This is a genomic window from Agromyces mediolanus, assembly GCF_014648575.1.
In the GTDB taxonomy this organism is placed as follows: domain Bacteria; phylum Actinomycetota; class Actinomycetes; order Actinomycetales; family Microbacteriaceae; genus Agromyces; species Agromyces mediolanus.
In genome coordinates, this window is record NZ_BMRJ01000009.1 from 12,869 (window position 1) to 32,213 (window position 19,345).

Genomic DNA, 19,345 nt, shown 5'->3' on the forward strand with positions numbered 1-19,345 from the left:
CCGAGACGTCGCCGACGAGGCGCGTGTGCTCGGCCGGGATGGGGTCCACGGCGGCCTGCGCGACCTCGGCTGCGAACTCGGACACGTTGTAGAGGCGGCCGGCGTCCTCGCGGCGGGCGGCGATGGCGCCGGGGTTCGCACGCTCGAGCAGGGTGGCGGTGATGGTGCCCTCGATCATGTCGCCCGAGACGACCACGAACTCGATGCCCGCCGCGTCGAACTCGGGGAGCTTCGCGCGGAGCGCGTCCTCTCCGGCGCGCTTCGACAGCGCCACCGGCTCGTACTCGGGCATCGTCGGCGTGGTGCGGATGAAGTGGGCCTGGTGGCTCGTCACGAAGACGATCCGCGCGCCCTCGGCGAGGAACGGCATGGCCTGCTCGACGACGTTGAGCTGCGCGTCGCGGTTCAGCCGCATGGCGTAGTCCTCGCCCATGCCGGACTCCATGCCGCCGGAGGCGTTCAGCACGAGCAGGTCGACGCGGCCGAGCTCGGCGACGGTGCGCTCGAACATCGCGGTGACGGAGGCCGCGTCGGTGAGGTCGGCGCCGACCGCGATGGCGCGGCCGCCGGCCTCGGTGATCTCGGCGACGACCTTCTCGGCGCGCGGGGCCTTGCTGCGGTAGTTCACGACGACCGAGGCGCCGGCGGCGGCGAGATACCGCACCGTGTCGGCGCCGATGCCCCGGGACGAACCGGTCACGAGCGCGACCTTGCCGTCGAGCGTTGCGGGGGCGAGCGGGCTGGTCACTGGCGGACTCCTCGGGGGTCGGTTCGGGCGCCCGAACGGACGCCGAACCCGAGGATATCAATCCCCGTATGCCGAGGTCGGGCTGCTAGTTTCGAGTGGGGCGTTCGAAGGAGAAGGAAAGTGGATGTACTGACCGAGTACGCCTGGATCGCGTGGATCGTGCTGATCCTCGCGTTCGCGACGATCGAGGTCTTCACGCTCGAGATGACCTTCCTGATGCTCGCGCTCGGCAGCGTCGCCGGACTCGTCTCGGGCGCCTTCGGCATCCCCTGGTGGGCGCAGTTCCTCGTCGCCGCCATCGTCGCCGTCGTGCTCATCTTCACCCTCCGCCCGCCGCTCCTGCGGAGGCTGCGACGCGGCGGCGATCCGGCCAGGAGCAACATCGACGCCCTGATCGGCGCAGACGGCGCCGTCGTCAGCACGCTCACCCAGGCCGGCGGCCAGGTCCGCCTGCAGAACGGGGAGACCTGGACCGCCAGGCTCTCCCCCATCACCGAACAGCGCGATGTCGCGGTCGGCGAGAAGGTCCTCGTCACCGGCATCGACGGTGCGACGGCCGTCGTCGTGCCGGTAGAGAGGAGCGCCGCGTCGTGATCGACGTCCCCACCATCATCCTGACGGTCGTCGTGGTGGCGATCGCGATCTTCGTGATCGTGATCCTCGCCCGCTCGATCCGGATCATCCCCCAGGCCTACTCCGGCGTCGTCGAGCGCCTCGGCCGCTACCACAAGACGCTCACGCCCGGGCTGAACGTGCTCGTGCCGTTCATCGATCGGCTGCGGCCGCTCGTCGACATGCGCGAGCAGGTGGTCTCGTTCCCGCCGCAGCCCGTGATCACCGAGGACAACCTCGTCGTCTCGATCGACACGGTCGTCTACTTCCAGGTGACCGACGCGCGCGCGGCCACCTACGAGATCGCGAACTACCTCGGCGCCGTCGAGCAGCTGACGACCACCACGCTCCGCAACGTGGTCGGCGGGCTGAACCTCGAGGAGGCGCTCACCAGCCGCGACAACATCAACGGGCAGCTCCGCATCGTCCTCGACGAGGCCACCGGCAAGTGGGGCATCCGCGTCTCGCGCGTCGAGCTGAAGGCGATCGACCCGCCCGTGTCCATCCAGGACTCGATGGAGAAGCAGATGCGCGCCGAGCGCGACCGCCGTGCCGCGATCCTCACCGCCGAGGGCACCAAGCAGTCCGCCATCCTCGAGGCGGAGGGCCTCCGCCAGGCCGAGATCCTCCGCGCGGAGGGCGACGCCAAGGCCGCCGTGCTGCGCGCGCAGGGCGAGGCCGAAGCCATCCAGACGGTCTTCCGCGCCATCCACGAGGGCGACGCCGATCCGAAGCTGCTCGCCTACCAGTACCTGCAGACGCTCCCCCAGCTCGCGCAGGGCCAGGCCAACAAGCTCTGGATCGTGCCGAGCGAGCTCACCGAGGCCCTGAAGGGCATCGGCAAGGCGTTCACCCCCGGCGGCGCGCCCGGCGCCCGTACGGAGGGCCAGCCTCCGCAGTGAGCGACGACGTCACGACGGCGTACTTCGAGGGCGAGCCCCCGCGCGTACTGGCGCACCGGGGGCTCGCCCTCGAGGCTCCCGAGAACACCCTGCTCGCCTTCGCGAAGGCCGTCGCGATCGGCGTCACCCACGTCGAGACCGATGTGCACGTCTCGCACGACGGCGTCGCGGTCATCGCGCACGACCCGAGCCTCGAGCGGGTCGCCGACCGTCCGGTCCGCGTCGACCAGCTCACGATGCCCGAGCTCCGGCGCGTCGAGCTCGGCGAGGGACAGGGATTCGCGAGCCTGGCCGAGGCGCTCGACGGCTTCGGCGAGACCCGGTTCAACATCGACGTGAAGACCGAGGGGGCGGTGGCGCCCACGATCGAGGCGGTGCTGCGCACTCGCTCCGCTGACCGCGTGCTGCTCACGAGCTTCTCCGAGCGCCGCCGGCTGCGCCTCGCCACGGCGATCCCCGGGGTCGCGACGTCCGCGGGCGGCAGCGGCGTCCTGGCGGCCCGCTCCGCGGCGCTGAGCGGCAACCGGGCGCTCCTCCGCCGCGCACTGCGGGGCGCGCGGGCGCTGCAGATCCCCGAGCGGGCGAACGGCATCCGGCTGGTCACGCCGCGCTTCCTCCGGGCGCTGCACGAGCTCGGCGTGGAGACCCACGTGTGGACGGTGAACGATCCGATCGACATGCGCCGGCTGCTCGCCCTCGGCGTCGACGGTCTCGTGACCGATCGGGCGGACATCGCGCTCGAGCTGATCGCGCAACACTGAGAATTCCCCGACAATTCCACGGCCGCTGGCAAGGGAACGCCCAGCTTGATCGTTTAGAACTGTAAGCGATCGAGAGGAGCCCACCATGGCCGACCGGAGCCTTCGAGGCATGCGAATCGGTTCGCAGAGCCTGCAGAGTGAAGACGGCGTGGTGTTCGCCGACCGCGCCGAGTACACCTACCGCTGCGCGACGTGCGAGCGCGAGACCGTCATGGTCTTCTCCACCGAGGCCGAGCTCCCCGAAGTGTGGGAGTGCCGCTTCTGCGGTGCGGAGGCGACGCTGCTCGTCGACTCCAAGCCCGTCGAGGTCGACCGCTCCGGCGAGAAGGCCGCGCGCACCCACTGGGACATGCTGCTCGAGCGCCGCACGATCCCCGAGCTCGAAGAGCTGCTCGCCGAGCGCCTCAACTACCTGCGCGCCCGTCGCGGCCAGCAGAAGATCGGCGCCTGAGCACCTTCCGACACGACGAAACGCCCCGCAACAGCGGGGCGTTCGTCGTTTCTCGGACGGACTGGCCGCTCAACTCCGTCGACGACGGGCCGCGATGCCCGCGGCGATGAGCCCCGCGAACGAGAGCACGCCGATCGCGCCGGGCACCCACGGCCCGAGGAAGACCGCCGGAGTGAGGCCGGTGCGGAGCTCCACGTCGGTCAGCATCGCGCCGGGCACATCGGCCTTCAGGCCGTCGATCGTGCGACCCGCGGGATCCATCACCTGGCTCGTGCCCACGGTCGAGAGGTTCACGACGGAGCGCCCGGTCTCGATCGCCCGGAGCCGCGCGATCGCGAGCTGCTGCAGGTTCTCGTCGGTGCCGCGGAAGTCGGCGTTGTTCGTCTGCAGCAGGTAGACCTCGGCGCCGTCGCGGGCGCCCTCCCAGATGAGGTTGTCGTAGATGACGTCGAAGCAGATGGCGAGGCCGGCCAGGGTGCCGTCGAGGTCGAACACCGGCGGATTCGTGCCCGCCGAGTAGCCGCGCTGCACCAGGGAGATGAGGTCCGGCGCGAAGAGCATGTAGAAGTCGCGATCGGGGATGTACTCGCCGAACGGCACGGGGTTCCGCTTGTCGTAGAGGGCGGTCGCTCCCTCGCCGGCGCGCCAGAGCATCGAGGTGTTGTAGAACTTCTCGTCGCGGTAGCTGACGGCGTTCATGATGAACGGGGCGTCGACCCGCTCCGCGATCCGGTCGAGCGCGGCCGCGGCGCTCGGATCCCCCAGCGGATCGAGGTCGACCGAGCCCTCGGGCCAGAGCAGCACGTCGACGTCTTCGGCGTCGAACAGCGGTTCGCTCGCGTCGAGCTGGCTGCGGAAGACCTCACCGGGCTCGCGCTCGTCGAAGTACCCGGCCGGGCCGTTTCCCTGTGCACTCGCGACGCGGAGCTCGCCGTTCGGTGCAGTGGGCCAGGCCGGCAGGAGGAGCGCGACGACGAGCGTGGCGGCGACGGGCAGCGCACCGCGCCAGTCGTTCCAGGAGCGGGCGCGGAGCCATTCGATGATGGCCGCCACGAGGAAGACCATCACGAAGCCGAGGCCCGAGGAGCCGACCCAGGAGACGAGCTGGGCGAAGGGGCTCTCGGACTGGCTGAGCGCCGCCCTCGCCCACGGGAATCCCCCGTACGGCACCGAGCCCACCACGTTCTCGCGGAGCACCCAGAGGCCGGCGACGAGCGCGGGCAGGGCGACGAGCCGACCGAAGCGTCCCGGGGCGGCACGTGGCATCCACCGGTACGCCAGCGCGATCGCGAGCGCGCCGACCGCGACGAAGACCGCCTCGAAGAGCGAGAGCGCGAGCCACGGGATCGGACCGAGGTAGCGTCCCGTCCAGGAGACGTCGACGAGGTAGAAGATGGCGCCGAAGACGTAGCCCATGAGCAGGGCTCCGCCGATGCTGCGCCCGATCAGCGTCAGGAGCGCGAGCGCGATGCCGACGAAGGCGAGCGGCCAGATGCTCGCGCCGGGGAAGCCCAGGTCGTAGACGAAGGCGGCACCGACGGCGACGGGGAGCGCCGCCCACCAGGGCAGCAGCGGGCGAGGGCGTTCTGGCACGGGGGAAATCCTAGGCGCTGGAAGCTGTGGGTCGGCCGCGCTCGCGATCGTCGCGTCGCTCACGCGACGACCGTGTCGATCACGACGCCGCGACGCACTCCGTCGATCGCGTCCCGAGCACGGATGGCGAGCTCGGAGTCTGCGACGATCGAGATCTGGTCGAGGAGGTCGATGACCTGCTTCGTCAGGCGCACGAAGTCGCCGGCGGCGAGTTCGATGTCCTCCAGGACGACGCCCAGCGGCACGCCGCGCGCCCACGCGTGCATCGCCTGCGCGAGCGCGGGAGACGGCTGCTCGGGGCCGCTGAGGCGGTGGTCGCGCTCGAGGTCGTCGAGTTCCGACCAGACGTCGGTCGTGCGGTCGAAGGCCTCCCGGAATCCGCCGCGCGGAAGCCGGTACTCGACCCCGCGATCGTCGCGGCGCGGCTCGTAGACGAGCGCCGCGGCCATGGCGGCGAGCCCGGGCGCGTCGAGCTCGGTCCAGAGCCCCCGGCGCAGCGACTCGGCGACCAGCAGGTCGCGTTCGCCGTAGATGCGCTTGAGGATGCGTCCGTCCGGCGTGGAGACGAGGGCGCCGTGGCGGTCCCGTTCGAGGTAGCCGAGCCGTTCGAGCACCTCGGTCACCCGGTCGAAGCGTTTCGCGACCTGGCCGGTGCGGGTGCGGATCTGGGACTGCAGCTGGTCGTGCTCCTTGCGGAGCCGCCACCAGCGCTCGGCCCAGCGCGCGTGCGCCTCCCGTTCGGCGCAGCCGTGGCAGGGGTGGGCGCGGAGCGCCTTGCGCAGGCCGGCGATCTCCCGCTGCATCCGCTCGCGCTGGGCGTTCGTGGGATTGCCCTTGGCCTGCTTGCGTTCGAGTTCGGCGATGTTCCGCCGGATGCCCGCGTACTCGCCGAAGTCGCCGAGGTGGCAGCGCATGGCCTGTTCGAAGCCGGAGAGCGACTCCTCCTGCTTGCGGAGCGTCCGAGCGAGGTCGACGACCGCGCGGTCGGCCTGGAACTGGGCGAAGGAGAGCTCGAGGATTTGCCGGGTGCGCTCCCGCCCGAACTGGTCGATCAGGTTCACGGCCATGTTGTACGTCGGCTTGAAGCTCGAGTTCATCGGGTAGCTGCGGCGCGAAGCGAGCGCGGCGACCGCCTCGGGGTCGAGCCCCTCCACCCACTGGATGACCGAGTGCCCCTCGACGTCGATGCCGCGGCGGCCCGCGCGCCCGGTGAGCTGCGTGTACTCCCCCGGCGTGATCGGCACCCGCGCCTCGCCGTTGAACTTCTCGAGCTTCTCGAGCACGACCGAGCGCGCCGGCATGTTCACGCCCAGCGCGAGCGTCTCGGTGGCGAACACGACCTTGAGCAGCTTCTGCTGGAAGAGCTCCTCGACGATCTCCTTGAACGCCGGGAGCATGCCCGCGTGGTGCGCCGCGACGCCGCGCTGCAGCCCTTCGAGCCACTCCCAATAGCCGAGCACCGCGAGGTCCTCGTCGCGGAAGGTGCGCACGCGCGCCTCGACGATTTTGCGGATCTCATCGCGTTCGTGCGCCTCGGTGAGCCGCAGGCCGCTGCGCAGCAGCTGCCGGACGGCCTGGTCGCAACCGGCGCGCGAGAAGATGAAGACGATCGCCGGCAGCAGGTGCTTCTGCTGCAGCATGGCGACGAGCTCCGGGCGGTCCATCCGCCCGCTCCCCTGCTGCCCGCGATGGTAGCCGCCCCGGTCGCTCCCCCGCCGCCCGCGCTGCGAACGACCGCCGAGGGAGCGGCTGCTCGCGCGCGCGAGCTGCTTGAGCTCGGGGTTCACCCGGTGCGTCGCCGCTTGGCCGGACGAGTCGAACAGGTCGAGCAGCTTCTGGCGCACGAGCACGTGCTGCTCGAGCGGCACCGGCCGCTCCTCGGAGACGATGACGTCGGTGTCGCCGCGCACGGCCTGGAGCCAGTCGCCGAACTCCTCCGCGTTCGACACGGTCGCGCTCAGGGAGACGAGGCGGACGGCCTCGGGCAGATGGATGATGACCTCCTCCCAGACCGCGCCGCGGAAGCGGTCGGCGAGGTAGTGCACCTCGTCCATGACGACGTACGCGAGGCGGTCGAGGAGCGGCGAGTCGGCGTAGAGCATGTTGCGCAGCACCTCGGTCGTCATGACGACGATGCGCGCGCTCGAGTTGACGTTCGTGTCGCCCGTGAGCAGCCCCACCTGCTCGGCGCCCCAGGCGTCGACGAGCTCCTGGTACTTCTGATTCGACAGCGCCTTGATCGGGGTCGTGTAGAAGACCTTGGTCCCGGGCTCCTGCATGGCGAGGAACACCGCGAACTCCGCGACGATCGTCTTGCCGGCGCCCGTCGGGGCGGCGACGAGCACGCTCCGCCCCTCGTCGAGGGCGCTGCACGCGGCCCGCTGGAAGGGGTCGAGGTCGAATCGGATGGTCGCCTGGAACTCCGCGACCCGCGGCTGCCTGCGTTGCTGCCGCGAGAGGGCGTACCGCTCCGACGGAGAGGAGGTCGTCACCCGTCCAGCCTAGACAGCCGCTCCGAACTCGGCGGCATTCCGCTTCGCGACACGGCGATCGTGCAGGAACGAGAGGAACCAGGCGACGAAGTACAGCAGGATCATCGGGATCGCGAGCAGGAACATCGAGACGACGTCGGCCGAGGGGGTCGCGATCGCCGTGAACAGGATGATGACGAGGATGGCGACGCGCCAGGCCTTGAGGATGGCCGCAGCGCTGAAGACGCCCGCGTAGTTCAGCAGCACGATGAAGACGGGCACGACGAAGGCGACGCCGATGGCGAGCACGAGCTTCAGCACGAAGTCGACGTACTCCTTCGCGGTCAGCCAGGCCGGCGAGGTGTCGGGGACGAAGCTCGTCATCACCTTGACGATGTTCGGCAGCACGAACCATCCGGCCGCGCAGCCGAGCAGGAAGAGCGGGATCGCGGAGGCGAAGAACGCGAGCGTGAACTTGCGCTCCCGGGTGTTCAGCCCGGGGACGAGGAACGCGAAGATCTGGTACAGCCACACCGGGCTCGAGATCACGATGCCGATCGTGAAGGCGATCTGCAGGCGCAGGTCGAAGGCGCTGCCGATCGTCGGGAAGACGATCTCGGCCTGCTTGCCGGTCGCCTCGGCGACCCGGTGCACCGGCTCCTGGATCGCGTCCCACACGAACAGGTCGGTGAGGACCCAGCCGCCGACGGCGCCGACGACGATCGCGATGGCGGAGATGAAGAGCCGCTTGCGCAGCTCGATCAGATGCGCTCCGAGCGACATCCGCTTCTCGCGGTTCTTCTCACCGCGCTCTCTCACCGCGGTCACGGGAGGTCAGGCGTTCTTGCCGGGGTCCGTGCTGCCGGCCTTGGGCTGCTCCTCGCTCGACTTGGCCGTGCCGTCGGCGGCGTCGTCGCCGGACTGGTCGGAACGGACTTCGCTCTTCAGGATCTTCATCGACTGGCCGAGGCTGCGTGCGAGGGCCGGCAGCTTGGGCGCGCCGAACAGCAGCAGGATGACCACAAGGATGATCAGCGCGTGCCAACCGGTGAAACCTTGAAACATGGGGGCTCGTCCAATGTTCGGAAACTCGTGGTGAACAGTCTAGCCGGTCGGACCAATGCCCGAGCCGCCGGTCGGGACGTCCGGCGTCTCGTAGCCGGCGAGGCCCGCGCGCGCCCACTCCGCGACCGCCGCCCTGGCCTCGGCGGGGGCGACGACCGTGACGAGCCCCGGCAGCCCGGCGATGAGCCGCTTGAGGCCGTGGTAGTGCGCGACGCGCAGCGTCACCCGCAGCCGGTCGCCCGCCGGCTCGCTGCTGGAGTCGGCCAGGTAGTCGGCGAGGAGGGGCAGGGTCTCCTCGGCCACGTCGACCACGACGTCGAGGTCGGTGTCGGAGCCGTGGAAGAGCGTGTCGGGCACTTCGCGTCCGCTGTGGTCGGCGATCGGCAGCTCGCTCACGAGCAGTCCGGTCATCCGGTCGACGCGGAAGTTGCGCATGTCCTCCCGGCCGTGGTCGTAGGCCTGGAGGTACCAGTCCGCACCGAGGGAGGCGATGCGCAGCGGGTCGACGCGACGCCGGGCCTGCTCCCCCAGCGCGTTGCGGTAGTCGAACTCGAGCTGGCGTCCCGCGGCGACCGCCTCCCGGATGCGCGCGAGCGAGGCGTCCGCCTCCAGCTCGGCCACCGCGAGCTGGGTGGGGGCGCCGGTGGTGCCGAGCCGGAGCTTCTCGAGCAGGGCGGCGAGCCTCGCGCTGCCGGCGTTCTCCGGCGATGCGGAGAGGTACTGGAGGCCCGCGATGAGGGCGCTCGCCTCGCGCGCCGACAGTCGCGGGGCGTCGTCGATCGCCACGTGGTGCACGATGACGATGACGTCGTCGTCCTCGAAGGAGTCCCAGTCGATGTCGAAGAGGTCGTTCGGCTGGTAGGTGCCCGTCTCGCCGGGCAGGCCCGAGGTCGCGATCAGCCGGACCGCGTCCCGGATCTCGCCCTCGCCCAGCCCGAAGTACTCCGCCGCCTCGGAGACGTCGACCACCCGCCGTTCGAGCAGGTACGGCACGAAGGCGAGCAGGAAGACGAGCTTGTCGGAGGCGCGCAACGGCTTGCGTGCGGCCATCAGTCGAGCCCTCCCTCGTCGTGCGCCGCCACGACGATCGCGAGGCGCGCCCGCACCGCGTCGCGGAGCTCGGCCGGCGAGATCACGCGCACCTCCGGGCCGTAGGCGGCGAGCTCGTCGGCGAAGACGGCCGCGTCGGTGTAGTGCAGGCTGATCACGCCGCGGTCGTCGTCGCGGAGTACGGCCCGCTTGCCGAGGCGGACCTCGGCGTCGCTGCCCGCGGTGACGGCCAGATCGGCCGTGTTCTGCAGGCGGAGCGCCTCGAGCTCGCCGAGGATGCGGTCCTGCACATCGGCGGGCGGCGCCTCGAAGGAGACCCCGGGCAGCACCTCCACCGGCCCGACGATGCGGGAGAGCAGGTAGGTGCGCAGGCCGTCGGCGTCGTGGTCGCGGCCGTGCAGATGCCAGCGGCCCTCGTGCAGCACGACGGCGTACGGCTCGACGCGGCGGAGGCGCGGAGCGGGTTCGCCGGGCTTGAAGTAGCGGAAGGACACCGCTTGCCGGCGGTCGAGGGCCTGGCGCAGCGGCTCGAAGGCGGCGTCGCGCACGCGCAGGCGCGGCGCGTAGCCGATGACCGGCTCGCGGGGCTCGATGCCGAGGGCGCGGAGCTTCGTGAGCGCGCGCTGCGAGTCGGAGGACAGGGATGCCTCGCGCCACACCTCGGCCGCGAGGCCGAGCAGGGCGAGCTCGTCGGGGGTGAACGTGACCTCGTCGGGCAGGTCGTAGCGTCCCTTGGGGATGCGGTAGCGAAGGGACTGGTTGTCGCCGGGGCGGTCGGGCGACTCGATCGTCTCGAGCGGGATGCCGAGCTCGCGCACCTCGTCCTTGTCGCGCTCGAACTGGCGCTCGAGGCTCGCGTTCGCGCCCGAGGGGTCGTAGCGCTCGGCGTAGCCGCGCACGGTCGAGAGGATCTCCGACTTCAGCAGCCCGGTCTCGGTCGCGAGCAGCGCGAGCACGAGGCTGAAGAGGCGGTCCTCGACCTGGATGCGGGGCGTTCCCCGAGACTTCTCCGCCACAGCAGCGATCATACTGAACCGGCCGAGGCCGGTCGCCGCCGTGCGGGAATCAGAGGACGCCCAGGATGTCGACGACGAAGAACAGGGTGGCGTTCGGGGCGATGACCCCGTTGCCGGCGCCCTGCTCGCCGTAGGCCTCTCCGGCCGGGATGATGAGGCCGAGCTGCGAGCCCACCTGCTGGCCGATGAGCGCCGTGGTCAGGCCGACCGGCAGCCCCATCTGCATCGCGGTCTTCGCGTCGCTCGTCGCGCCGACGCGGGCGGGGGCGCCCTGCTCCCAGGTGGAGAGCTGGGAGATGACCTGGTTGTCGTCCCAGTTCACCGCGGTGAACTGCACGACGACGGTGTCGCCGTCCTTCACGACCGGGCCGTTGCCGCCCTTCAGCGTCTCGACCGCGGTGGTGTCCGTGGCGTCGGCGGGCGGGTCGGCCTTCGGCACGGTGATGCCGGGGCGGCCGTCGGGTGCAAGCACGACCGCGGGGAAGCCGTCGCGGGTGAGCTGCGGCGCGCCCTCGGCCTTCGTCGGGAAGGCGCGGAGCACGTCGAGGACGAACACCACTCCGTTCTTCGGATCGGCTCCCGGCGTCGGCTCGCCGGCACCGCTCGCGTCGTAGTCGGCCGCGACGAACACGACCCGCGACCCCTCGCTGGCGCAGCTCAGTCCCTTGTCCATGGCGGGGATCGAGTCCGAGCCGCCGCGGACGAGGAGCTGGCCCCCCGAGTCGCCGAAACCGCCGCCGCCGAGCTTCTCGCCGGTGCCGCCGTCGTACGCGACGTACGCCACCTCGACGAGCTGGCCCTCGGCGATGGGCTCGCCTTCGCCCTCCTGCAGCACCTCGCACTGGGTCTCGCCCGGGGTGAGCGGCGTGGGGAACTCCACCTTGGGCTCCGAGCCGAAGTCGCCCGTCACGGTGACCGCCTCGCTGGAGGCGCCGGGGGCGGCCTCCGGCGCAGGGCCGGTCGAGCAGGCGGAGAGGGCGACGGCGACGCCGAGGGCGGCGATGAGCGCGAGAGACGAGCGCACGGATCCTCGATTCTGGGATGCGGTCACGGAAGCCGCCTGGGCGGCGGTGAGCGTTGAAAGCCTACCCGGCATCGCCGGGGGCCTCGTCGATGGGGGCGCGGGCGTGCCCGGCCGCGGTGTCGGCGGCGCGGACGCGCTTGCGCAGCGCCTTGTCGCTGACCGTGCGCTCGCCGAGGGCGCCGGGCGTCCACGCCTCGACGTCCTCGTCGCTGAACTCCGTCTTCGAGGGGCGGCGCTTGAGCTCGGGCAGCACGGTGTCCGGCGCGAGCCGGCGGGCGGTGATGAGGAAGCCGGTGTGCGCGATCATGCGGTGGTCCGGGCGGACCGCGAGGCCCTGCACGTGCCAGCCGCGCACCATGGTCTCGTTCGCGTCGGGGTCGGTGTACTCCCCCGTCGCGCGGATGGCCTCGGCGACCCGGGAGAGCTGGGTGACCGTCGCGACGTAGCAGAGCACGACCCCGCCGGGCTTCAGGGCGCGGGATACGGCGCCGATGCACTCCCAGGGCGCGAGCATGTCGAGCACGACGCGGTCGACCGAGCCGTCGGCGACGGTCTCCGGCAGCGCGACGGCGAGGTCGCCGAGGGTGATCGACCAGTTCTCCGGGTCGCGGCCGTGGAAGGTCGCGACGTTGCCGCGGGCGACCTCGGCGAACTCCTCGCGCCGTTCGAAGGAGTGCAGGCGGCCCTCCGGGCCGATCGCCCGCAGCAGCCACAGCGAGAGCGCGCCGGAGCCGACGCCGGCCTCGACGACGGTGGCGCCGGGGAACACATCGGCCTGGGCGAGGATCTGGGCCGCGTCCTTCGGGTAGACGATCGCCGCGCCGCGCGGCATCGACATCACGAAGTCGCTGAGCAGCGGCCGGAGCGCCAGGTACTCGACGCCGACCTCGTTCGCGACGACCGAGCCGTCGGGCAGCCCGATCACGGCGTCGTGGGCGATGCCGCCCTTGTGCGAGTGGAAGACCTTGCCGGGCTCCAGGGTGATGGTGTGCATGCGGCCCTTCGGGCCGGTGAGCTGGACGCGGTCGCCGACCCGGAAAGGCCCGCTCCGCTCGCCGCGGCTCTCGTTCACGCGCTGGCCTCCTCGGGCTCGTCGGCGAAGGGCCGCGCGGCGAGGTGGGCGCCGGCGGCCGCGAACAGCTGGGCGCTCGTGCGGCCCTCGAGCGTCGGCCACAGCAGGTGCGCGTCGCTGCCGTCCAGCGAGGCGATGTGCGGGATGCCGAGGGCGAACGCTCCGGAGGCGGCCGCGGAGGCGACCCCGGGCGGCGAGTCCTCGAGCGCGATGCAGGCGGTGATGTCGACGCCGAGCCGCTCGGCGGCGCGCAGGTAGGGCTCCGGGTGCGGCTTCGGGTGGTCGACCATGTCGCCGGCGACGAGCACGTCGAACGCCTCGAAGCCGGTGGCGGCGACGATGTCCTCCGCCATCGCGCGCAGCGACATCGTGACGAGGCCGGTCGGCACGCCCGCCTCGCGGATGTCCCGCAGGAGCTCGCGCGCGCCGGGCCGCCAGGGCGCGCCCTCGGCGACGATCTGCTCGCGCACGCGGCCGGTGAGGTGGTGCACGATCTCGTCGGCGGAGAGCTCGACGCCCGCCCGCTGGAAGACGGCGGCGGAGTCCCAGAGGCCGGATCCGACGAGCTGCAGCCCGTCCTCCTCGGTCCAGACGCCGCCGTACGAGCGGACGAGCTCGGCCTCGGCGCGGATCCAGTACGGTTCGGTGTCGACGAGCGTGCCGTCCATGTCCCAGAGGACGGCGGCGGGAAGGCGAGTGGTCACAACGGGCAAGTCTACGGGCACCGCCTATTGTGGAACCGAACCCGGATCGTCCGGGCGCAGGAAGCGGGGCGACGCCAGTGGACCATCCGGTCGGATTCGACGGCGGACGACTCCTCGTCGTGGCCTTCGAGGGGTGGAACGACGCGGGCGAGGCGGCGACCGGCGCGGCGAAGCTGCTCGTCCGTCGGCTCGGGCTCGTCGAGATCGCCGCGGTCGACCCCGAGCTGTACTTCGACTTCCAGTTCTCCCGCCCGTCGATCGTCTCCGGCGACGACGGCGTGCGGCGGATCGAGTGGCCGGGCGCGGCCATCCTCGGCCCCGGCGGCGAGCCGGAGCTCGACGAGGCGGACGAGCAGCTGACCGGACCCGGCGCGGAGGGGCTGCACGTGCTGCTCGGCGCCGAGCCGGCACGCAGCTGGAAGGCGTTCACCGCCGAGCTCGTCGACGCCGCTCTCGCAGCGGACATCGACGGCATCGTGCTGCTCGGCGCCATGCTCGCCGACGCCCCGCACACCCGGCCGCTCGCGGTCTTCGCCTCGAGCGAGAACCCCGAGGTGCGCACCGCGCTCGGCGTCGAGCGTTCGAGCTACGAGGGGCCCGTGGGCATCCTCAGCGTCATCGCCGACCAGGCCGAGCGTGCCGGCATCCCGACCGTCTCGCTGTGGGCCTCGGTGCCGCACTACGTGCACAACGCGCCCTCGCCGAAGGCGGTCCTGGCCCTGCTCGGCAAGCTCGAGGAGCTGACGGGGCTCTCGATCCCCCGCGGCTCGCTCGAGATCGAGTCGAAGGCCTGGGAGGCCGGCGTCGACGCCCTCGCCGCGGAGGACGACGAGATGGCCGCGTACATCGCCCAGCTCGAGGAGGCCCGCGACGCGGTCGACGCCCCCGAGGCGAGCGGCGAGGCGATCGCCAAGGAGTTCGAGCGGTACCTGCGCCGCCGCGGCGACGGCCCGGCCGGCGACGAGCCCTGGCGGCCCCGGGAGAGCTGAGCCCGGGCGGCTCAGGCGCTCAGCACGCCCGTGCCGAGCAGCACGAGGAGCAGTCCGCCGAGCAGGATCCGGTAGATCACGAAGGGCAGGAAGCTGCGCTTCGAGATGTAGTTCATGAAGAACGCGATGACGAGCAGCCCCACGACGAAGGCGACGAGCGTCGCCGCGCCCGTCTCGACGAGCCCGTAGACGCTCGGTTCGCCGATGCTCTTGAAGAGCTGGTAGAAGCCCGAGCCGAAGACGGCGGGGATCGCCAGGAGGAACGCGTAGCGCGCGGCGGCGGCGCGCTCGTAGCCGAGGAAGAGCCCCATCGAGATCGTGCCGCCCGAGCGCGAGACGCCGGGGATGAGCGCGAGCGCCTGCGCGAAGCCGAACAGGATGCCGTGCGGCACGTTCAGCTCCCGGAGCGTGCGGGTCTTGCGTCCCGCCCAGTCGGCGAGCCCGAGGATGATGCCGAAGACGATGAGCATCGTCGCGACGATCCAGAGCGAGCGGAAGGTCGTCTCGATCTCGTCCTGGAAGAGGACGCCGAGCGCCACGATCGGGATCGAGCCGACGATGATGAGCCAGCCCATCCGGGCATCGGGATCGTTCCGCGGCACCCGGCCGGTGAACGAGCCGAACCAGTGCGAGATGATCCGCACGATGTCGCGCCAGAAGAACACGACGACCGCCGCCTCGGTGCCGATCTGAGTGATGGCGGTGAACGCCGCGCCCGGGTCCTGCGCGCCCGGCAGGAGCTCCCCGAGGATGCGCAGGTGCGCGCTCGAGGAGATGGGGAGGAACTCGGTCAGTCCCTGGACGAACCCGAGGATGAGGGCTTCGATCACGTGTCGTGTGTCCGTTCGGTCGATGGCGTGCGGCGACGGAGACGATCGTAAGCCCCCTCCGTGGGCGGGCTCAGTATTCGAGCAGCAGGTCGCGGAGCACGCGGTGCCCGAAGGAGAGCGCGTCGAGCGGCACGCGCTCGTCGACGCCGTGGAACATCGCCGGGAAGTCGATGCCCTCCGGGAGGCGGAGCGGGGCGAAGCCGTAGCCGGCGATGCCGAGCCTGGAGAGCGCCTTGTTGTCGGTGCCGCCCGAGAGCAGGTACGGGAACACGGGGGCGCCCGGGTCGTGCCGGCCGATCGCCCCGGCGACCGCGTCGACGAGCGGGCCGGTCGTGGAGGCCTCGAGGCCGACGTCGCGGTGCACGATCTCGACCTCGACGCCCTCGCCGGCGAGCTCGCGGATCGCGGCGAGCACCTCATCCTCCTCGCCCGGGAGGGTGCGGATGTCGACGAGCGCCTCGGCCCGGTCGGGGATGACGTTGTGCTTGTAGCCGGCCTCGAGCAGGGTCGGGTTGCTCGTCGTGCGGAGCGTCGCGGTGATGAAGCCCGAGGCGGAGCCGGTGGCGAGGGCGAGCTCGTCGGGCGAGACCTGCTGGGGGTCGACGCCGAGCACGCCGGCGACGGCGGCGAGGAGCTCCGTGGTGGTGCCGGTGAGGCGCAGCGGCCACTCGGCGCGACCGATCCGTGCGACCGCCTCGGCGAGCTTCGTGACGGCGTTGTCATGGATGAGGCGGGAGCCGTGCGCGGCGGTGCCGGTGGCGACGAGCCGCACCCAGAGCAGGGACTTCTCCCCCGTCTGCAGGAGGTAGGCCCGGGTGCCGCCGACGGTGATGGAGTAGCCGCCGACCTCGCTGATGGCCTCGGTGGCGCCGGCGAAGAGCTCGGGGTGGTGCTCGACGAGCCAGTGCGCGCCGTAGTCGCCGCCGGCCTCCTCGTCGGCGAAGAACGCGACGACGAGCTCGCGCTCCGGCTGGCGGCCGCTGCGCAGGATGTCGCCGAGCGCGGTGAGCATCATGGCGTCCATGTCCTTCATGTCCACCGCGCCGCGGCCCCAGAGCATGCCGTCGCGCACCTCGCCCGCGAAGGGGTCGACGCTCCAGTTGCGAGGGTCGGCGGGGACCACGTCGAGGTGGCCGTGCAGCACGAGCGCCGGCTTCTCGGGATCGCGGCCCGGCACGCGCGCGACGACGCTCGCCCGGCGCGGGGCCGACTCGAACAGCTGCGGCGCGAGGCCGAGGGCGGAGAGCTTGGCCTCGACGTACTCGGCGGCCTCGCGTTCGCCGTTCGCCCGGCCTTCGCCGTAGTTCGTGGTGTCGAAGCGGATCAGCTCCTGCGCGATGCTCGCCGTCTCGTCGAGCTCGTCGGTGATCGCGGGGGTCGTCGCTGCCTCGGCCATGCGCTCCACGCTACCGTGCCCGCCTCGTTCTCCCCCACTCCCCCGATCGCCCCGGCGCTGCGCGGTCGGAGAACGAGTTTCAGCAGTGTGATCTGCGCTTTCGGAGGGGCGGATGCCGCGGCTGCCCGTGGTGGTCAAACGGCCCTCCGAAACCGTGCTAATGTCTTCTACGGCCCGCTGAGTGATCAGCGGGAAACCACGCGCGGGTGGCGGAATTGGCAGACGCGCTAGCTTGAGGTGCTAGTGCCCGTATAGGGCGTGGGGGTTCAAGTCCCCCCTCGCGCACGTGGTCGAAAGGGCCGGATCGAAAGATCCGGCCCTTTCGCGTTTTCCGGGTTCGATCCCCATGCGGAGAGTCGAATACCTGTTCGATCACGGACTTGCCGTTTTCGAATCTCTGTTCGAAACTTGATGGGTGACCTCGACCCTTCCCCAGCGCACCCGCCTCGAGCGGGTCGCCGAGCTGCAGAGCCGCATCCACGGCATGCAGGCGACGAAGCTCGAGGGGCGCTCGCTGCCCACGCATCCGGCGTTCTCGGAACTCCTCCCCGGCGGGGCGCTGCGCGAAGGAACGGTCACCGAGGTCCACGGTTCCGGCTCGCTGCTGATGGCCCTGCTCGCCGAGGCGAGCGCCGCCGGGCGCTGGTGCGCGGTCGTCGGCATCCCCGAGTTCGGGATCGAGGCGGCCGAGCGCTTCGGGCTCGACCTCGATCGGCTCGCGCTCGTGCCCCGGCCGGGCCGGCACTGGTTCACCGTCGTCGCGACGCTCGCCGAGGCCATCCCGCTCGTCGCCGTCCGCCCCGGCGGGCGGGTGCAGCCGGCCGAGGCGTCCAGGCTCGCGGCCAGGCTCCGCGAACGCGGCGCCGCCCTCCTCGTGGCCGGCGGCTGGCCCGGCAGCGACGCGAGCCTCGGCGTCGAGTCGAGCGGCTGGAGCGGGCTCGAGCGCGGGCACGGCCTGCTCGCCGACCACGAGCTGCTCGTGCGCGCCTCCGGTCGCGGCGGCTTCGCGAGCGGGCGACGGGCGCGGCTGCGGCTCGCAGCGGAGGCGAGGGGCTTCGCTGCGGTGCAGCCGCTGGCCGAGGTCCGCCGGCTCGGCGCAGAACGGCGGGCGGGATGATCCGGCACACCCGCACCATCGTGCTCTGGTGCCCCGATTGGCCGGTCCTCGCCGCGGCGCGCGAGGCCGGGATCGACCCGGCACGGCCGATCGCGCTCATCGAGGGCGGCGCCGTGCACTCCTGCTCGGCCGCGGCCCGCCGCGACGGGGTCGCCAGGGGCCTCCGCCTGCGGGAGGCGCAGTACCGCTCCCCCGACCTCCTCGTGCTCCCCTACGACCCCGTGCTCGACCATCGCGCCTTCGAGCCCGTGGTGCGCGGGGTGGAGCAGGCGGTGCCCGCCGTGCAGCTGGTGCGCCCCGGCACGCTCGCGATGCGGGCCCGCGGCCCGGTCCGCTACTACGGGGGCGAGGCGCAGGCGGCGAGCGCCCTGCTCGACACCGTCGACGCCCTCGGGGTGCCCGGGGCGAAGATCGGCATCGCCGACGGCCCATTCGCCGCCGAGCAGGCGGCCCGCACCGCGCTGCGCTCCCCCGTCGGCGTCGTCCCCGAGGGCGGCTCAGCCGAGTTCCTGGCACCGCTGCCCGTCTCGCTCGTCGTCGATCAGCGCACCCGCACGCTGCTCCTGCGGCTCGGGGTGCGCACGCTCGGGGAGCTCGCGGCACTGCCGGCCGCCGACGTGCGTCGTCGTTTCGGTCCGGCCGGGGCGTTCGCGCACGAACGGGCCGCCGGACGCGAGCAGTCCGAGGTGGCGGCCCGCACGCCCCCGCCGGAGTTCGAGGTGGAGCAGCGTTTCGAGCCGCCGATCGACCGGATCGATCAGCTCGCCTTCGCGTTCCGGGTCTCGGCCGAACGGTTCATCGACCGCATCCGCGAGTCGCGGCTCGTCTGCACCGCGCTCCGGGTCGAGCTGGAGGACGACCGCGGCGGTCACTCCGGGCGCAGCTGGTTGCACCCGCGCTGGTTCACCGCCTCGGAGGTGCTCGACCGGGTGCGCTGGCAGCTGCAGGGCGCGGGCAGCGCCGAGGCCGGGCTCGCCGCGGCGGTGACCCGGGTGCGCATCGTCCCCGAACGGCTCGACTCGACCGGAGACCACGAGCCCGGGCTCTGGGGCGGCGGGCCCGACGAACGGGTACACCACGCCCTGACCCGCGTGCAGGGGCTCCTCGGGCACGAGGGCGTCGCCACTCCGGCCGTCGGCGGCGGGCGGCTCCTCGTCGACCGGCAGGTGCTCGTGCCCTGGGGCGACCGCGCCCCGGCGGTCCGACCCGGGCCGTGGCCGGGCACCCTGCCCGCGCGGGCGCCGGCGAGCGTCTTCGACGAAGCGGTGCCGGTGCTCGTCCGCGATGCGGCCGGCGACTCCGTCACGATCGACGAGCGCGGGGCCATCGGCTCGCCGCCGGTGGGCTTCGCCCTCGCCGGGCGGCAGCTCGCCGAGGTGCGCGCCTGGGCCGGCCCGTGGCCCGTCGTGGAACGCTGGTGGGATCCGGAGCGCGCACGACGGGTGCACCGCTTCCAGCTGGTCGACCACGACGGCTGCGCCTGGCTGCTGCTCCGCGACGCCGAGGGCTGGTGGGCCGAGGCGAGGTACGACTGATGGGGCGCG

Annotated in this window: 19 protein-coding genes and 1 tRNA gene; 8 read left to right on the top strand and 12 right to left on the bottom strand. The window is 72.1% G+C overall.

Annotated elements, in window-relative coordinates; translation table 11 throughout:
• On the bottom strand, positions 1 to 748 hold a 748-nt coding region (locus IEY71_RS18020; RefSeq protein WP_189086776.1), incomplete at its 3' end, for an SDR family oxidoreductase.
• Between the two features lie 120 nt (positions 749 to 868).
• Between IEY71_RS18020 and IEY71_RS18025 the strand changes: the two genes are divergently transcribed.
• The 4 genes from IEY71_RS18025 to IEY71_RS18040 all read left to right on the top strand — a co-directional run bounded on the left by IEY71_RS18025 (position 869) and on the right by IEY71_RS18040 (position 3,474).
• Complete coding sequence (locus IEY71_RS18025) at positions 869 to 1,342, top strand: NfeD family protein (protein WP_229781856.1); 474 nt, start codon at positions 869 to 871, stop codon at positions 1,340 to 1,342.
• Positions 1,339 to 2,262, top strand: a complete 924-nt coding sequence (locus IEY71_RS18030; RefSeq protein WP_189086777.1) for an SPFH domain-containing protein — start codon at positions 1,339 to 1,341, stop codon at positions 2,260 to 2,262. The genes IEY71_RS18025 and IEY71_RS18030 overlap by 4 nt, the downstream gene beginning before the upstream one ends.
• The gene (locus IEY71_RS18035) at positions 2,259 to 3,023 is read left to right on the top strand and encodes a glycerophosphodiester phosphodiesterase family protein (protein ID WP_189086778.1); all 765 of its coding nucleotides are present in this window, start codon (positions 2,259 to 2,261) and stop codon (positions 3,021 to 3,023) included. Before IEY71_RS18030 ends, IEY71_RS18035 begins: the two co-directional genes overlap by 4 nt.
• Positions 3,024 to 3,108: 85 nt before the next feature.
• Positions 3,109 to 3,474, top strand: a complete 366-nt coding sequence (locus IEY71_RS18040) for an RNA polymerase-binding protein RbpA (RefSeq protein WP_189086779.1) — start codon at positions 3,109 to 3,111, stop codon at positions 3,472 to 3,474.
• 69 nt (positions 3,475 to 3,543) lie between these two features.
• Here the strand turns inward: IEY71_RS18040 and lnt are convergent, their stop codons facing one another.
• The 9 genes from lnt to IEY71_RS18085 all read right to left on the bottom strand — a co-directional run bounded on the left by lnt (position 3,544) and on the right by IEY71_RS18085 (position 13,469).
• Positions 3,544 to 5,067, bottom strand: a complete 1,524-nt coding sequence (gene lnt / locus IEY71_RS18045) for an apolipoprotein N-acyltransferase (RefSeq protein WP_229781857.1) — start codon at positions 5,065 to 5,067, stop codon at positions 3,544 to 3,546.
• A gap of 59 nt (positions 5,068 to 5,126) precedes the next feature.
• Complete coding sequence (locus IEY71_RS18050; RefSeq protein ID WP_189086780.1) at positions 5,127 to 7,559, bottom strand: DEAD/DEAH box helicase; 2,433 nt, start codon at positions 7,557 to 7,559, stop codon at positions 5,127 to 5,129.
• Positions 7,560 to 7,568: 9 nt separating this feature from the next.
• The gene (gene tatC, locus IEY71_RS18055) at positions 7,569 to 8,321 is read right to left on the bottom strand and encodes a twin-arginine translocase subunit TatC (RefSeq protein ID WP_189086813.1); all 753 of its coding nucleotides are present in this window, start codon (positions 8,319 to 8,321) and stop codon (positions 7,569 to 7,571) included.
• Between the two features lie 51 nt (positions 8,322 to 8,372).
• Positions 8,373 to 8,603, bottom strand: a complete 231-nt coding sequence (gene tatA / locus IEY71_RS18060; RefSeq protein WP_189086781.1) for a twin-arginine translocase TatA/TatE family subunit — start codon at positions 8,601 to 8,603, stop codon at positions 8,373 to 8,375.
• A 39-nt stretch (positions 8,604 to 8,642) separates the two neighbouring features.
• Positions 8,643 to 9,653: a helix-turn-helix transcriptional regulator gene (locus IEY71_RS18065; protein ID WP_189086782.1), complete on the bottom strand. Its 1,011-nt coding sequence runs from the start codon at positions 9,651 to 9,653 to the stop codon at positions 8,643 to 8,645.
• On the bottom strand, positions 9,653 to 10,669 hold the full coding sequence (locus tag IEY71_RS18070) for a helix-turn-helix transcriptional regulator (protein WP_229781858.1): 1,017 nt from the start codon (positions 10,667 to 10,669) through the stop codon (positions 9,653 to 9,655). The genes IEY71_RS18065 and IEY71_RS18070 overlap by 1 nt, the downstream gene beginning before the upstream one ends.
• Before the next feature lie 49 nt (positions 10,670 to 10,718).
• Positions 10,719 to 11,693 carry an FKBP-type peptidyl-prolyl cis-trans isomerase gene (locus IEY71_RS18075; protein WP_189086784.1) on the bottom strand — a complete coding sequence of 325 codons (975 nt, stop codon included), beginning with the start codon at positions 11,691 to 11,693 and terminating at the stop codon, positions 10,719 to 10,721.
• 61 nt (positions 11,694 to 11,754) lie between these two features.
• A complete protein-coding gene (locus tag IEY71_RS18080) occupies positions 11,755 to 12,765 on the bottom strand; it encodes a tRNA (adenine-N1)-methyltransferase (RefSeq protein ID WP_189086785.1) in 1,011 nt (336 codons plus the stop codon).
• On the bottom strand, positions 12,762 to 13,469 hold the full coding sequence (locus IEY71_RS18085) for an HAD family hydrolase (RefSeq protein ID WP_229781859.1): 708 nt from the start codon (positions 13,467 to 13,469) through the stop codon (positions 12,762 to 12,764). The genes IEY71_RS18080 and IEY71_RS18085 overlap by 4 nt, the downstream gene beginning before the upstream one ends.
• A gap of 77 nt (positions 13,470 to 13,546) precedes the next feature.
• On the opposite strand from IEY71_RS18085, the gene IEY71_RS18090 reads away from it, so the two are divergent.
• Entirely contained in the window at positions 13,547 to 14,458 is a 912-nt protein-coding gene (locus IEY71_RS18090) for a PAC2 family protein (RefSeq protein ID WP_189086786.1), read from the top strand.
• Between the two features lie 11 nt (positions 14,459 to 14,469).
• Here the strand turns inward: IEY71_RS18090 and IEY71_RS18095 are convergent, their stop codons facing one another.
• Both IEY71_RS18095 and IEY71_RS18100 read right to left on the bottom strand, forming a co-directional pair.
• Positions 14,470 to 15,288: an undecaprenyl-diphosphate phosphatase gene (locus IEY71_RS18095; protein ID WP_229781860.1), complete on the bottom strand. Its 819-nt coding sequence runs from the start codon at positions 15,286 to 15,288 to the stop codon at positions 14,470 to 14,472.
• 70 nt (positions 15,289 to 15,358) lie between these two features.
• On the bottom strand, positions 15,359 to 16,684 hold the full coding sequence (locus IEY71_RS18100; RefSeq protein ID WP_189086787.1) for a M20/M25/M40 family metallo-hydrolase: 1,326 nt from the start codon (positions 16,682 to 16,684) through the stop codon (positions 15,359 to 15,361).
• Between the two features lie 200 nt (positions 16,685 to 16,884).
• Between IEY71_RS18100 and IEY71_RS18105 the strand changes: the two genes are divergently transcribed.
• From IEY71_RS18105 to IEY71_RS18115, 3 genes are all read left to right on the top strand, one after another.
• A tRNA-Leu gene (locus IEY71_RS18105) sits at positions 16,885 to 16,969 on the top strand.
• A gap of 130 nt (positions 16,970 to 17,099) precedes the next feature.
• Complete coding sequence (gene imuA' / locus IEY71_RS18110; protein ID WP_189086788.1) at positions 17,100 to 17,801, top strand: DnaE2-dependent mutagenesis accessory factor ImuA'; 702 nt, start codon at positions 17,100 to 17,102, stop codon at positions 17,799 to 17,801.
• On the top strand, positions 17,798 to 19,336 hold the full coding sequence (locus tag IEY71_RS18115) for a Y-family DNA polymerase (RefSeq protein WP_189086789.1): 1,539 nt from the start codon (positions 17,798 to 17,800) through the stop codon (positions 19,334 to 19,336). Before imuA' ends, IEY71_RS18115 begins: the two co-directional genes overlap by 4 nt.
• Positions 19,337 to 19,345 lie beyond the last annotated feature (9 nt).

Coding starts and splice junctions, on each gene's coding strand:
- IEY71_RS18040 (WP_189086779.1), top strand. CDS start 3,109: ATGGCCGACCGGAGCCTTCGAGGCATGCGAATCGGTTCGCAGAGCCTG.
- IEY71_RS18115 (WP_189086789.1), top strand. CDS start 17,798: ATGATCCGGCACACCCGCACCATCGTGCTCTGGTGCCCCGATTGGCCG.
- IEY71_RS18100 (WP_189086787.1), bottom strand. CDS start 16,684: ATGGCCGAGGCAGCGACGACCCCCGCGATCACCGACGAGCTCGACGAG.
- IEY71_RS18065 (WP_189086782.1), bottom strand. CDS start 9,653: ATGGCCGCACGCAAGCCGTTGCGCGCCTCCGACAAGCTCGTCTTCCTG.
- tatC (WP_189086813.1), bottom strand. CDS start 8,321: ATGTCGCTCGGAGCGCATCTGATCGAGCTGCGCAAGCGGCTCTTCATC.
- tatA (WP_189086781.1), bottom strand. CDS start 8,603: ATGTTTCAAGGTTTCACCGGTTGGCACGCGCTGATCATCCTTGTGGTC.